The following is a 13,111-nucleotide window of genomic DNA, read 5'->3' as shown; positions in this document are numbered from 1 at the left end:
TTTTTCCCGGACCCGAAGGCCGCCTCGAAGGCCGCTATCACCCCCAAAAAGAAAAAGACGCTCCTATTGCTATTGTTCTGCACCCGCACCCTCAGTTCGGCGGCACCATGAACAACAAGGTCGTCTACAACCTGCATTATGCGTTCTACAATATGGGTTTTACCGTTTTGCGGTTTAACTTCCGTGGCGTAGGCCGGTCGCAGGGTGAATATGATCAGGGTATTGGTGAGCTGTCAGATGCGGCCTCGGCGCTGGATTATCTGCAGTCGATGAACAACAACTCCAAACATTGCTGGGTTGCTGGATTCTCTTTTGGCGCCTGGATCGGCATGCAACTCTTGATGCGCCGCCCGGAAATCACCGGCTTTATTTCGGTGGCCCCGCCCGCCAATATGTATGACTTCTCTTTCCTGGCGCCCTGCCCCTCGTCTGGCCTGATCATCAACGGCACCTCTGATCGGGTGGCGCCACCTGCGGATACCGTCAATCTGGTCAACAAGCTGCACGAACAAAAAGGCATCACTGTCACCCATACCGAAGTTGAAGGCGCAGACCACTTCTTCCAGGGTGATCATATGGATACCTTGATGGATCACACCACAGACTATGTGAAACGTCGCCTGACAGAGAATACACGCTAATGGGGACCATCGAAAAGCTGGGTGAAAAGCTGGCTATCGATACGCTCAAGGTCCAGGATGCCATTGGCGAGGATCGCTTTTATATGGAGGTTGCCCAAGAGCTTGGGGCAGCCTCTCAATCCTTGGAAGAAGCCTTTTTGACGGAAATTCGCGTGCGCCTTGCAGAGCGCAAAGCCCGCGATTTCATTGCCGCCAAACTGGCACAGGTCCAAAGCGACCTGGAAGAGAAAGTCAAAAAATGAGTGACCGAATTCGCGCCCAGTTTGCCTTTTTACTGGAGGCAGACAGGCTGCGCGGGATCGAACGGCAGAACCTGATCCTCGATTGTTCCCGGCGTGAGAATTCAGCAGAACACAGCTGGCATCTGGCGCTTTATGCTCTGGTGCTGGCCCCCTTTGCCGCCCCAGAGGTCGAGATCAGTCGGGTTATTCAGATGCTCCTGCTGCATGATCTTGTCGAGATCGACGCAGGCGATCACCCGATCAGTGACGATGTGGATTGGGGCGCGGTGGAACAGGCGGAAAAAGCCGCCGCTAAACGGCTGTTTGGACTTCTGCCCGAGGATCAGGGCAATGCTTTGCATACCCTTTGGCATGAATTCGAACAGGCCGAGAGTGCAGATGCGCGGTTTGCCAAGCAGCTGGATCACTGCCAACCGATTTTTCAGACACTTTACGGTGCAGATCCGGTTCCTGAACATATCGAAGTGGTGCGCGGTAACCTGTTTGGCGGCCGGGCAGCGGCCCTGAAAGAAACCTTCCCGCAGGCCTATGATCACGCAGTGGATTTGCTGGGCCATGCTAGGGATCGGGATGTGTCAGAGCTGACCATCCGTTTGCCTTTTTTGAACGCAGCCGAAGCGCTCAAAACCATTGTGCGAGCCACTTGGCTCGGCGATGGCTCGCGAGCAGAGAACTCTGCCGAACACAGCTGGCATATCATGCTTTATGGCTGGATCCTGGGTGAGTATGCGGTGCAACCCATTGATACAACGCGTGTCATCAATATGCTCTTGCTGCATGATATTGTCGAAGTCGATGCCGGAGACACGCCTATCCACGGCGCGCTTTCACCCGAGGCGCTGGCCGAACAGGAGGCGTTGGAGCAGGCTGCGGCTGATCGCCTGTTTGGTCTTCTGCCGAAATCCCAAGACATTGAGTTTCGCGGGCTTTGGGATGAGTTTGAGTCTGCGGAAACTGCGGATGCTGTCTTTGCCAAATCTATCGACAGGGTGCAGCCAGTTTTGCTCAATCTGCTGAATGGCGGCGGCAGCTGGCTGGACTATGATGTCAGCCTGGCGCAACTGGACAGCCGGGTGGGCGTAAAGGTCACGCGCGGCGCCCCGGCTGTTTGGGACCATGTCCGTGCCGAGGTCACTCCGTGGTTTGAAGAAAACGGCCGCGCATAAGAAGTTAGCCAGGGCAATTAAGGTCGATCACTTGCCGGGACGGGTCAAATTCAGAGACCTCAGCCCTGTCCGCGGAAAGGGTCAGAAACCCTCCCGCTGGCAGTTGCTTCCAGCCATCTTGCTCCTGTTCCAGAGGTTCTGACACCACAGCCCAGCCCTGACGGCTCTCGCTCCAGCGATAGTACAAAGATGGGGCGATATGATCCGAGGAATAGCGTACCGCATAGAGGCTCTGCCCATCTGACAAGGCGGCCGAGAGTCGCATATGCGGTGTTGTTCCCCTGTCGCGCGACAGGCTTTCCAGCTTGGCCACTGCCCGTTCCATCGCGCCCAAAGGATCCTGATCGATCCCCTCTTTCAAGGCTAGCAGAAACAAGACCTCGCTGTCGGTGGCGCCTTTTCGGTGGGGATAGAGCTCATCCGGGATGCACATATCTGCGTAGCGGCGGAAGGTCTCAAAGCCTCCGACCTGGCCATTGTGCATGAAGGACCAGTGCCCGGCGGCAAAAGGGTGACAGTTGTTGCGACTGATGGCCGAACCGGTCGAGGCCCGCACATGCGACAGGAACAGCCCCGATTTCACCTGATGCGCCAAGGCCCGCAGGTTGGTATCGGACCAGGCTGGATAAACATCGCGGTAAAGCCCTGGCTCTGGCCGGTTGTCATACCAGGCGACTCCAAACCCGTCGCCGTTTGTACTGGTCTTGCATTCCGTCGCAACCTGGCTTTGTGCCACCAGAGAATGACCGGGACGAGAGATGATGTCTTCGAGGTAGATTGGCGATCCCAGATAGGCGGCCCAACGACACATGTAACCTGAACTCCTGTAAGCTAGTGGTCCGGCTGATACAGTGCGGATTGCCGAGGGTCGATTGCCCCAGGTGCACAGGTACCTGTTCAATGGTGCAAAACCCGCGCGCTCAATGCGGCCGGGTGAGGTTAGCGCCAAAAAGTAAAAATTCTGCCGTTTCCAGACTGTTTTCCCACTCACGGCTCAGATATGGCGAGGGAATGTGGAGCTGTGCTCCAGCCTGTCAGAAGGATCGCAGCATGCCCATTCACTACCTTTACCTGATCGTCGCCGTCATCGCCGAAACCATTGGCACCACGGCACTGCAGGCCAGCCAGCAGTTCACCCGGCTGGGACCGTCGCTCTTGGTTTTTGCCGCCTATGGGTTTTCCTTCTACATGATGGGTCAAACACTGAAATACATGCCGGTCGGGCTGGTCTATGCTATCTGGGCCGGACTGGGTATTGTGCTCATCGCCTTTATTGGATTGGTGATGTTTGGCCAGCGGCTCGACCTGCCTGCCATCATCGGCATTGGCCTGATCATCGCAGGCGTGCTGGTTATCCACCTGTCTTCCTCTTCGTCCGGCCACTGATCAAGGGCTGCGAAGTGGGGCTCCTATCGGCTTCTGCGACGCCCCCGCGCCGCAAAAAGGGAAAAAACAGCAGGTAAATACGCAGTATTGTTGCAGCTTTGGCCCCAGAGCCCAATTGCGACGTATTTCTGCTGGCCTTTGGCGTGAGATCGGGCTATGCGCGGCGCAACTTCCTTACAAAGGCTGACGACGTCATGGACATGCGCAACATTGCGATCATTGCTCACGTGGACCACGGGAAAACCACCCTGGTTGATGAGCTGCTGAAACAATCCGGCGCCTTCCGCGAGAACCAGGCTGTGGCTGAACGTGCCATGGACAGCAACGACCTGGAACGCGAACGGGGCATCACCATTTTTGCCAAACCCACTTCGGTGGAATGGAACGGCACCCGGATCAACATCGTTGATACTCCCGGCCACGCCGATTTTGGCGGCGAAGTTGAACGGATCCTGTCGATGGTCGACGGTGTTGTGCTGCTGGTGGATGCCGCCGAAGGCCCAATGCCGCAGACCAAGTTTGTGACCTCCAAGGCCCTAGCCCTGGGCCTGCGCCCTATCGTGGTGCTGAACAAGGTCGACAAGCCCGACGCCGAGCCTGACCGGGCGCTGGACGAATGCTTTGATCTCTTTGCGTCGCTGGACGCAACCGAAGATCAGCTCGACTTCCCACATATGTATGCCTCGGGCCGAAACGGTTGGGCTGACGCTGATCTGGACGGCCCTCGCAAGGATCTGCACGCACTGTACAATCTGATCGTCAACCACGTGCCTGAACCCAAGCAGATCAAACGCCAAAGCGAAGATTTCCGTATGCTGGCCACCACCCTGGGCTCTGATCCCTTTGTAGGCCGCCTGCTGACTGGTCGCGTTGAAAGCGGCACCTTGAAGGTCGGCGCGACCGTGCAGGCGCTGTCCCGCATTGGCCAAAAGATTGAACAGTTCCGCGTCACCAAAATCCAGGCCTTCCGTGGTCTGGCGCAGCAGGACATCGACGAAGCCCAGGCCGGCGATATCGTCTCGCTGGCCGGTATGACCAAGGCTACAGTTGCTGATACAATCTGCGCGCTGGCCGTGGATGAAGCCCTTGACGCCCAGCCAATCGATCCGCCTACCATCACCGTAACTTTTGGCATCAATGACAGCCCACTGGCGGGTCGTGATGGCAAAAAGGTTCAGTCTCGGGTTATCCGTGACCGCCTGATGAAAGAAGCAGAAGGCAATGTCGCGATCAAAATCACTGACACACCTGGCGGCGATGCCTTTGAAGTTGCCGGCCGTGGTGAACTTCAGATGGGTGTTCTGATCGAGAACATGCGCCGTGAAGGGTTTGAGCTGTCGATTTCGCGTCCTCAGGTTCTGATGAAAGAAGTCGATGGTGTCCGCATGGAGCCTATCGAGGAAGCCACCATCGACGTCGATGACGAATACTCCGGTGCTGTGATTGAGAAAATCACCGGTGCCCGCAAGGGCGAGCTGGTTGAGATGCGCCCCGCAGGCGCAGGCAAGACCCGTATTATCGCACATGTGCCGTCCCGTGGCCTCATTGGTTACCACGGGGAATTCCTCACCGACACCCGCGGAACCGGCGTTTTGAACCGCGTCTTCCACGGCTGGGCGCCGCACAAGGGCTCCATTCCAGGTCGCCGAGCTGGCGTGCTCTTGTCGATGGAAAGCGGTCAGTCCGTAGCCTATGCGCTGTGGAACCTCGAAGATCGCGGCAAGATGTTTATCGGTTCGCAGGTCGATATCTATCAGGGCATGATCATTGGTGAACATTCCCGTGAAAACGATCTGGAAGTGAACCCGCTGAAAGGCAAGAAGCTGACCAACGTTCGGGCTTCTGGTACCGACGAAGCGGTCCGTCTGACCACGCCGATCACCCTGTCGCTGGAAGAGGCCATCGCCTATATCAATGACGACGAGCTGGTGGAAGTCACACCAAACTCAATTCGTCTGCGCAAACGCTACCTCGACCCACACGAGCGCAAGCGTATGGCCCGTGAAAACGGCTAAACCACTGAACCAAAAAAGAATTGAAAGGACGCCTTTGGGGCGTCCTTTTTCGTTTCATGAGCAAGATTTTTGTTCCAAGCTACAAAGCTACAAAGCTACAAAGCTACAAAAGAGAAAAGGGCCCCAATCAGGAACCCTCTTCAATCCAAATCATGCTGAGATTTGAATTACTCGCTGGTCTCTACAACCATCAGCTCCCGTTCGGATGCGCCGCGGGCATGGCTCAGTGCTTCCTGGTATTCCGGGCTGTGGTAGCAGTCCACGGCAGCTTCGACGCTGGGGAATTTGGCCACCACATTGCGCGGGCGCTCCTTGCCTTCCAGCTGAACAAAACGGCCACCCCGGGCAATGAACTCGCCGCCGGCCTTGGCCACGGCAGGGCCAGCCAGTTTGGCATATTTACCATAGGCTTCTTCATCAGTGACGGTGACATGTGCAATCCAAAGTGCGGGCATGGGGAAACCTCCGGGTGTTGCCTGGCTTTTGTGTAGCATAGATAATTGACCGGTGGCGTCGATCAAAATTTTGACCATTTGGTCTACAAAAGGAAAAACGCCCCCAGTTCAGACAACTGCGGGCGTTTGTTTATTCAAAAACTTGCAGAGCGGCAGTGGTCAGCCCGCTAAATAGGTCTCGGCTGCTGCAATAGCCGCTTCGGCACCAGAAAAATCCTTGCCGCCACCCTGTGCCATATCGGGACGGCCACCGCCGCCCTTACCGCCAACGGCCGGAACCGCCGCACGCAGAACCTCAACGGCCGAAACGTCAGAGGTCAAATCATCAGTAACGCCAGCTGCTACCGCGACCTTGCCACCGTCATCGGCTATCAAAAGGATCACGCCCGAGCCGATGCTTTGCTTGTGGGCATCGATCAAACCGCGCAGATCCTTGCCGGACACCCCTTCCAGGGCCTGAGCGAGGAACTTCTTTCCGCCGATCTCCTTGGCCTCGGCACCACCGCCGGCACCTCCACCCATGGCAAGCTGTTGTTTCAGGTTGGAAATCTCATTCTGAAGAGCCTTGCGTTCCCCCATCATGGATTTCAAACGCTCCATCACCTCAGCCGGTTGCGCTTTGAGCGTGCCGGCAATTTCTGCCATCTGACCCGCCGTGCGCTCCAGATGATCAAAGGCGGCGGCGCCTGTCAGCGCCTCGATCCGACGGACACCCGCTGAAGAGGCACTGTCGCCAAGAATGACAAAAGTTCCAATATCGCCGGTCTGGCGGACATGGGTACCACCGCAAAGCTCGATCGAATAGGTGTCACCCCCCTGGCCTTTGCCAGTCTCGGCTAGGCCCATAGAGACCACGCGAACTTCGTCGCCGTATTTTTCACCAAACAGCGCCTGCGCGCCCAGGGCACGGGCATCATCCGGGGTCATGATCCGGGTTTCAACCGGGGTGTTCTGGCGAATAAAGGCGTTCACATCAGCGGAGACTTTGGAGAGTTCCGCCTCGCTCAAGGCCTTGGTATGGCTGAAGTCAAACCGAAGGCGATCATCGGCATTCAGCGAACCGCGCTGCGCCACGTGGTCGCCAAGTGCTTCGCGCAGGGCCTCGTGCAACAGGTGCGTGGCTGAATGGTTGGCGCGAATGGCAGAACGACGGCTGGGATCAACCGTCAACTGCGCCGGGGAACCTGCAGTAACCAGCCCTTCAACCACCTCGCCCATATGAATAAAGACACCAGCGGCCTTTTTGGTGTCGGTGACGCGGATCACTCCTCCATCGACGCGGATCTCACCGCTGTCGCCAACCTGGCCGCCGGATTCGGCGTAGAATGGGGTCTGGTTCAGCACCAGCTGCACGGCATCGCCCTGCCCGGCCTCTTTGACTTCACCGCCTTCTTTGACCAAGGCCATAATCTGGCCTTCGGCGCTTTCGGTTTCATAGCCAAGGAAATCTGTGGCGCCATGCTGGTCGGCGATGTCGAACCACACGGTGCTATCGGCGCTTTCACCCGATCCGGCCCAGGCGGCGCGCGCCTTGGCTTTTTGTTCTGCCATGGCGCTGTCAAAGCCATCGGTGTCGACCTCACGACCCTTTTCGCGCAGGGCATCCTGCGTCAGATCCAGTGGGAAGCCGTAGGTGTCATAGAGCTTGAAAGCAGCGGCTCCAGGCAGTGGCGCGCCTTCATCAAGATCTGAGACCTCGTCATCAAGCAGTTTCAAACCACGCTCAAGTGTTTGTTTGAAGCGGGTTTCCTCCAGCTTCAGCGTTTCTTCGATCATCGACTGCGCCTGGCCAAGCTCTGGGTAGGCAGCGCCCATCTGCTGCACCAGCGCAGGCACCAGGCGATGCATCACCGGATCCTTCGCCCCCAGCAGATGCGCATGGCGCATGGCGCGACGCATGATGCGGCGCAGCACATACCCACGACCGTCGTTGGAGGGCATAACCCCATCGGCCATCAGGAAGGAGGTGGAACGCAGGTGATCCGCGATCACCCGGTGGTGCACATTCTGATCCCCATAGGGGTCAGAGCTGGTGACATCCGCCGAGGCTTCGATCAGCGACTTGAACAGATCAGTATCATAGTTGTCATGGCTGCCCTGCAGCAATGCGCCGATCCGCTCCAGCCCCATGCCGGTATCGATGGACTGCATGTCCAGGGGTGTCATCGAGCCATCTTCGAACTTTTCGTTCTGCATGAAGACCACGTTCCAGATCTCGATGTAGCGGTCACCGTCTTCCTCGGGCGAACCGGGAGGGCCACCCCAGATATGGTCACCGTGGTCATAGAAAATCTCGGTGCAGGGACCGCAGGGGCCGGTGGGGCCCATTTGCCAGAAGTTATCCGCTGTATCGATGCGGATAATGCGATCCTCGGGAACTCCGAGCTTCTTCCAGATCGCAAAAGCCTCGTCATCGGTGTGGTAAACCGTTGTCAAAAGGCGGTTTTTATCGATGCCAAATTCCTTGGTGATCAACTCCCAGGCAAAGGGGATGGCCTCTTCCTTGAAGTAATCTCCAAAGGAAAAGTTCCCCAGCATTTCAAAAAACGTATGGTGGCGCGCAGTATAGCCGACATTGTCGAGGTCATTGTGTTTGCCACCGGCGCGCACGCATTTCTGCGAGGTGGTGGCGCGCTGGTAGTCACGGGTCTCAACCCCGGTAAAGAGGTTTTTAAACTGCACCATGCCTGAGTTCACAAACATCAGGGTGGGGTCATTGCGCGGCACCAGCGGGCTGGAATCGACCACCTCGTGGCCCTGTTTGGCAAAATAGTTCAGGAAGGTGGAGCGGATGTCGTTCAGCGTCGCCATGGATAGGGATCCTTTGCGGGCAATGTTCAAGGTTGGAAAGAGGTTTATCCCCCCAACCTGCCCCTGTCCACAGCCTGCGCTACGCCAATGAACGTAAAAAGGACGCAGGATTGCCTGCGCCCTTTGATAAGACCCGTTTGACCAAACCCCAAAGGGGCTTAACCCTCGAGAATGTCATCCTCATCGCCCGCATCGGGGCGGTCAAAATCCAGCCCATGGGCGGCGCGGATCTTGTCTTCGATGTCATAGGCGATGGCCTGATGGTCGCGCAGGAACTGTTTGGCGTTTTCACGCCCCTGCCCGATCCGTTCATCCCCATAAGAGAACCAGGACCCGGATTTATTCACCACGCCGGCAGCAACGCCAAGGTCAAGCAGTTCTCCCATTTTGGAGATGCCTTCGCCATACATGATGTCGAATTCAACCTGCTTGAAGGGCGGTGCCACTTTGTTTTTCACGACTTTAACGCGGGTGGCATTGCCAACAATTTCGTCGCGATCTTTGACAGCGCCAATGCGGCGAATGTCCAGACGAACAGAAGAGTAGAATTTCAAGGCGTTACCGCCGGTTGTTGTCTCGGGCGAGCCGAACATAACGCCAATCTTCATCCGAATCTGGTTGATGAAAATCACCATACAGTTGGAGCGACTGATCGAACCGGTGAGCTTGCGCATGGCCTGGCTCATCAGCCGGGCCTGAACGCCCACATTGGAATCACCCATATCGCCTTCGAGTTCGGATTTTGGCGTAAGCGCCGCCACCGAGTCGACGATGACCATATTGACCGCACCGGAGCGCACCAATGTATCGGTGATTTCCAAGGCCTGTTCGCCAGTATCTGGCTGCGAAATCAGCAGCTCATCCAGATCAACACCCAGTTTGGCTGCATATTGCGGGTCCAGCGCGTGTTCCGCGTCCACAAAGGCGCAAACGCCGCCCTTTTTCTGCTGCTCAGCTGCACAATGCAGGGTGAGCGTGGTCTTGCCCGAGCTTTCCGGCCCGTAGATCTCAACGATCCGCCCCATCGGCAACCCGCCAATGCCCAGGGCAATATCCAGACCCAAAGAGCCAGTTGAACTGGCCTCGATCTCTTGGATAGCCCCGTCGCCCAATTTCATAATTGAGCCCTTGCCGAACTGCCGTTCAATCTGTGCAAGCGCGCTGTCGAGCGCCTTTTGCTTGTCACCGCTTACTTTGTTTTTCATGGTCAAAAGATCCGCCATAGTCCCTTGTCCCTTTCTATGTGTCATAGAGCTGCGTGCGCAGCAATCACTGCTTTGTTCGCCTCTTGTTCCTTATGGGACCAAAAAGAGAACAAAGCAAACACAAACTTCACCTGTTCAGCGTGGAGGCTGGATGTTAGATAGGGGGGGCAGGCGTGAATTCATCTTATTTCAAAGGGTTTGGAACGGGAAATGCTGGTATTCTATGACGAAAAGCTTGCCTTGCTTTCGGTTCCCAAAACCGGAACATCCGCCTATCAGGAGGCCCTGCAAACCCGCGCGGATCTTGTCATAACCGACCCGCCCGAGCTGAAACACGCGCCGCTTTATCGCTACAACCGGTGGATTCGGCCTATGTTCGAACGTGTCTGTGGCGTGGAACTCGAAGTGGCGGCGGTGATGCGGGAACCGGTGAGCTGGCTGGGCAGCTGGTATCGCTTCCGTCAGCGTCCCTTTATGGATGGCAAGGCCAACTCCACCAAAGACATCAGTTTTGATGATTTTGTACGCGGCTATTGCAAAGGTCAGCAGCCCGGATTTGCAAATGTCGGCAGCCAGGCTAAATTTTTGGAAACCCAAAAGAACGGCTGCCACGTCACCCATCTGTTTCGCTACGAGGATCAACCACACATTCAGACCTTTCTGGAACAGCGCCTGAGTGTCAAAATCGAGCTGCAAAAGGTCAATGTCAGCCCGGTGATGGATCTGTCACTCAGCCCCGAGGTGGAAGCGCTTTTCCGTCGCAAAAAGCCCGAGGAATTCGCGCTCTATGACAGTATCAGCCAGGACTAACTGGGCGATAAACTGGTAGAGCTTTACTGAAACTGGGCGTGAACTATTTCCGTCAACTGGGTGAGTGAGAAGGGTTTTGGCAGGAAAACCGAATTGGGCACATCCGGCTCGGATTCGCCAAAGGCACCTTCGGCATAGCCAGACACAAAGACGACGCGTGTATCTGGCCGGGTCTTGAGTGCTTCGCGCACCCAGGTTGGTCCGTCCATCCCCGGCATCACCACATCCGTCACAAAGACGTCCACCTCAAGGCCCGGATCCTCTAGCGTGCGCAGGGCGTCCTCTGCCGATTCAGCCTCCAACACGGTATAGCCGCGCATACGAAGCGCGCGCGAGGCGAAGGCCCGCACTGGCGCCTCGTCTTCCACCAAGAGAACGACACCTTCACCGTGCTGCGGTGCCGGAGCGGCTTTGGGCGCCTCGGGCGCAGGTTCTACGGCTTCGTCATCTTCGCCTTCCTGATAGACCGGGAAGAACAGGGTGAACTGGGTGCCCTTGCCTGGCACTGAGTCGACAAAGATAAAGCCACCTGTTTGTTTTACGATGCCATAGGCGGTCGATAGGCCAAGGCCCGTGCCTTCGCCAGTGCGTTTGGTGGTGAAAAACGGCTCAAAGACTTTCTGCAGCTTGTCGGCCGAGATGCCGACCCCTTCGTCGCTGACCTTGACAGTAACCCAGTTGCCTTCGGGCACCGAAGCCCGGTCACGCTTCAAAGGCTGGTCCAGTGTTACCGCCTCGGTGCGGACACGGATTTCGCCGCCATTGGGCATGGCGTCACGCGCGTTCACCACCAGGTTCATCAGCACCTGCTCCAGCTGGCGCTTATCCGCCCGGATCGAACGCATCACCGGGTCGTGGCTGAGCGTCAGCGTCACCTTCTCCCCCACCAGACGGTTGAGCAGATGGGTCAGATCCGAAAGGGTATCGCGTACATCCAACACCTCGGGCAGCAGGGTCTGTTTGCGCGAGAAAGCCAGGAGCTGGCTGACCAGTGAGGCCGCCCGGTTGGCGTTTTCATGGATCTGGATCAGATCGCCATAGTCCTGATCGCCCTGATCATGGCGCAGCAGTAACAGGTCACAATGACCTGAAATCGCGGTCAAAAGATTGTTGAAGTCATGGGCGACGCCACCCGCCAGCTGGCCAATCGCCTGCATCTTCTGGCTTTGCACAAATTGTGCTTCCAGGGTTTTCAGCTCGGTGGCATCATTCAGCACCGCAATCAGGATGGTATTGCCTTCTTCCACCGCGCGGGTCAGCGTCACCTGAACAAAGACTTCTTTGTCCGGGCGCGACAGGCGCAGGAATTCGGATTTATTGGAGGCCAGACCATCGGCTGTGTCGCGCAGCCAATCCGACATCGGCCGCCCCAGCCCTTCCATCAGCTGCGCCAGCTTCAGGTTGTCACGGGTCTCCACCCCCAGCATCGACATCGCCATCTTGTTCAATGATAGAATGTCACCTGAAGGCGCCAATTTGATAAAGGGTACCGGCATATGCTCAAAGCTGGTCTGCTGGCTTTGCAGCTCCGTGCTGTTCACTTCCATCAGGAACAGTTCTGAGCGCCCCTGCGTGCGGTTCAGCTCGGTCACCAGAACGTCCAGCGGGCCGTTTTTGGTGGTGATGGTATTGATTTCACCACTGCTTACGGGAAGAGTCACAAACAGCCGGTCAGTGGACTTCACCCGCTCGCCGACCAGTTTTCGCGCCGCTTCGTTCATGAACAGGACCGCCCCGGTGCGGCCAACGGTGATCATCGGAATGGGCACCGCTTCCGAGCCCCGGCCACTTTGCCGCTCGGCAATATCTTCGACCCGCCACAGGAAACTGCCGCCGTTCATCTGATGCACCGCGAGGCGAACATGGCCGCGACGGGTTACGATATCTTCACGTGCGGCGCCTTCAAACCGCGCCCGGCTTTGCAAGCGAAACAGCACCGCCGAAGGGTTGGCCAGAACTGAGCGAAGGGCAGCGGCCAGGGTCTCTGGCTGATTGTCCTGAAACCGGTTTTGGGCCGCCTGGTTACAGGCGTGGATGGTGCCGTCATCATCGGTAACAAAACTGGGCGTGGCGTCCTTTTCGATAAAACCAGTCAGCAGTTCTACCGCCATGGCGCGCGCATTCATCCGCAGCCGGGTTTGAAACAACAACAGCAAGGCCACAGCCAGAAGGGTCAAACCAACCGTCAAAAGCCCTCGCAGCACCCAGTCTGGAAGCGCAAAGAAACTCGGCACTATCATGAGCCCGATTGACAGGGCCAGAGTCGCCAAAAGGCGCAGGTTTTCGGGCTGGTAAATCCGCAAGGCGGGCACAGATGAGTTTTGGCGACCGGACATTGCGGCTCCATCTTCAGGATTGGTACCCGCCATAACGCGGCTAA

11 protein-coding genes are annotated in these 13,111 nt (G+C 57.0%); 6 read left to right on the top strand and 5 right to left on the bottom strand.

The window, feature by feature from the left end:
- The 3 genes from ABJP42_RS05390 to ABJP42_RS05380 form a co-directional block, all read left to right on the top strand.
- Positions 1-641: alpha/beta hydrolase (locus ABJP42_RS05390; protein WP_348339049.1), on the top strand; the 641-nt coding region annotated here is incomplete at its 5' end.
- Positions 641-883 carry a hypothetical protein gene (locus tag ABJP42_RS05385; RefSeq protein ID WP_348339047.1) on the top strand — a complete coding sequence of 81 codons (243 nt, stop codon included), beginning with the start codon at positions 641-643 and terminating at the stop codon, positions 881-883. The genes ABJP42_RS05390 and ABJP42_RS05385, both read left to right, overlap by 1 nt.
- The gene (locus ABJP42_RS05380) at positions 880-2,049 is read left to right on the top strand and encodes an HD domain-containing protein (protein ID WP_348339045.1); all 1,170 of its coding nucleotides are present in this window, start codon (positions 880-882) and stop codon (positions 2,047-2,049) included. Before ABJP42_RS05385 ends, ABJP42_RS05380 begins: the two co-directional genes overlap by 4 nt.
- A gap of 4 nt (positions 2,050-2,053) precedes the next feature.
- Here the strand turns inward: ABJP42_RS05380 and ABJP42_RS05375 are convergent, their stop codons facing one another.
- Positions 2,054-2,860 carry a class II glutamine amidotransferase gene (locus ABJP42_RS05375; protein ID WP_348339043.1) on the bottom strand — a complete coding sequence of 269 codons (807 nt, stop codon included), beginning with the start codon at positions 2,858-2,860 and terminating at the stop codon, positions 2,054-2,056.
- A 239-nt stretch (positions 2,861-3,099) separates the two neighbouring features.
- Between ABJP42_RS05375 and ABJP42_RS05370 the strand changes: the two genes are divergently transcribed.
- Positions 3,100-3,435, top strand: a complete 336-nt coding sequence (locus ABJP42_RS05370) for a DMT family transporter (protein WP_348339042.1) — start codon at positions 3,100-3,102, stop codon at positions 3,433-3,435.
- A gap of 194 nt (positions 3,436-3,629) precedes the next feature.
- Entirely contained in the window at positions 3,630-5,450 is a 1,821-nt protein-coding gene (typA, locus tag ABJP42_RS05365; protein ID WP_348339051.1) for a translational GTPase TypA, read from the top strand.
- Positions 5,451-5,617: 167 nt separating this feature from the next.
- Here the strand turns inward: typA and ABJP42_RS05360 are convergent, their stop codons facing one another.
- The 3 genes from ABJP42_RS05360 to recA form a co-directional block, all read right to left on the bottom strand.
- A complete protein-coding gene (locus ABJP42_RS05360) occupies positions 5,618-5,905 on the bottom strand; it encodes a DUF1330 domain-containing protein (RefSeq protein ID WP_009808398.1) in 288 nt (95 codons plus the stop codon).
- 159 nt (positions 5,906-6,064) lie between these two features.
- On the bottom strand, positions 6,065-8,716 hold the full coding sequence (alaS, locus tag ABJP42_RS05355) for an alanine--tRNA ligase (RefSeq protein WP_348339039.1): 2,652 nt from the start codon (positions 8,714-8,716) through the stop codon (positions 6,065-6,067).
- A 158-nt stretch (positions 8,717-8,874) separates the two neighbouring features.
- Entirely contained in the window at positions 8,875-9,939 is a 1,065-nt protein-coding gene (gene recA, locus ABJP42_RS05350) for a recombinase RecA (RefSeq protein ID WP_348339038.1), read from the bottom strand.
- Between the two features lie 192 nt (positions 9,940-10,131).
- Between recA and ABJP42_RS05345 the strand changes: the two genes are divergently transcribed.
- Positions 10,132-10,731, top strand: coding sequence for a gamma-glutamyl kinase (locus tag ABJP42_RS05345; RefSeq protein ID WP_348339036.1), 600 nt, complete (start codon positions 10,132-10,134; stop codon positions 10,729-10,731).
- Between the two features lie 23 nt (positions 10,732-10,754).
- On the opposite strand, the gene ABJP42_RS05340 is transcribed toward ABJP42_RS05345, so the two are convergent.
- A complete protein-coding gene (locus tag ABJP42_RS05340) occupies positions 10,755-13,067 on the bottom strand; it encodes a hybrid sensor histidine kinase/response regulator (RefSeq protein WP_348339034.1) in 2,313 nt (770 codons plus the stop codon).
- Positions 13,068-13,111: the final 44 nt, after the last annotated feature.

This window comes from Pseudophaeobacter sp., assembly GCF_039971195.1.
GTDB lineage: Bacteria > Pseudomonadota > Alphaproteobacteria > Rhodobacterales > Rhodobacteraceae > Pseudophaeobacter.
The sequence above is the reverse complement of the archived record's forward strand: the minus strand, read 5'-3'. Positions and strand labels throughout refer to the sequence as shown.

Bases quoted from the DNA above. Each gene is read 5' to 3' on its own strand.
- ABJP42_RS05385 (WP_348339047.1), top strand. From the start codon at position 641: ATGGGGACCATCGAAAAGCTGGGTGAAAAGCTGGCTATCGATACGCTC.
- ABJP42_RS05380 (WP_348339045.1), top strand. From the start codon at position 880: ATGAGTGACCGAATTCGCGCCCAGTTTGCCTTTTTACTGGAGGCAGAC.
- ABJP42_RS05375 (WP_348339043.1), bottom strand. From the start codon at position 2,860: ATGTGTCGTTGGGCCGCCTATCTGGGATCGCCAATCTACCTCGAAGAC.
- ABJP42_RS05370 (WP_348339042.1), top strand. From the start codon at position 3,100: ATGCCCATTCACTACCTTTACCTGATCGTCGCCGTCATCGCCGAAACC.
- typA (WP_348339051.1), top strand. From the start codon at position 3,630: ATGGACATGCGCAACATTGCGATCATTGCTCACGTGGACCACGGGAAA.
- ABJP42_RS05360 (WP_009808398.1), bottom strand. From the start codon at position 5,905: ATGCCCGCACTTTGGATTGCACATGTCACCGTCACTGATGAAGAAGCC.
- alaS (WP_348339039.1), bottom strand. From the start codon at position 8,716: ATGGCGACGCTGAACGACATCCGCTCCACCTTCCTGAACTATTTTGCC.
- recA (WP_348339038.1), bottom strand. From the start codon at position 9,939: ATGGCGGATCTTTTGACCATGAAAAACAAAGTAAGCGGTGACAAGCAA.
- ABJP42_RS05345 (WP_348339036.1), top strand. From the start codon at position 10,132: ATGCTGGTATTCTATGACGAAAAGCTTGCCTTGCTTTCGGTTCCCAAA.
- ABJP42_RS05340 (WP_348339034.1), bottom strand. From the start codon at position 13,067: ATGTCCGGTCGCCAAAACTCATCTGTGCCCGCCTTGCGGATTTACCAG.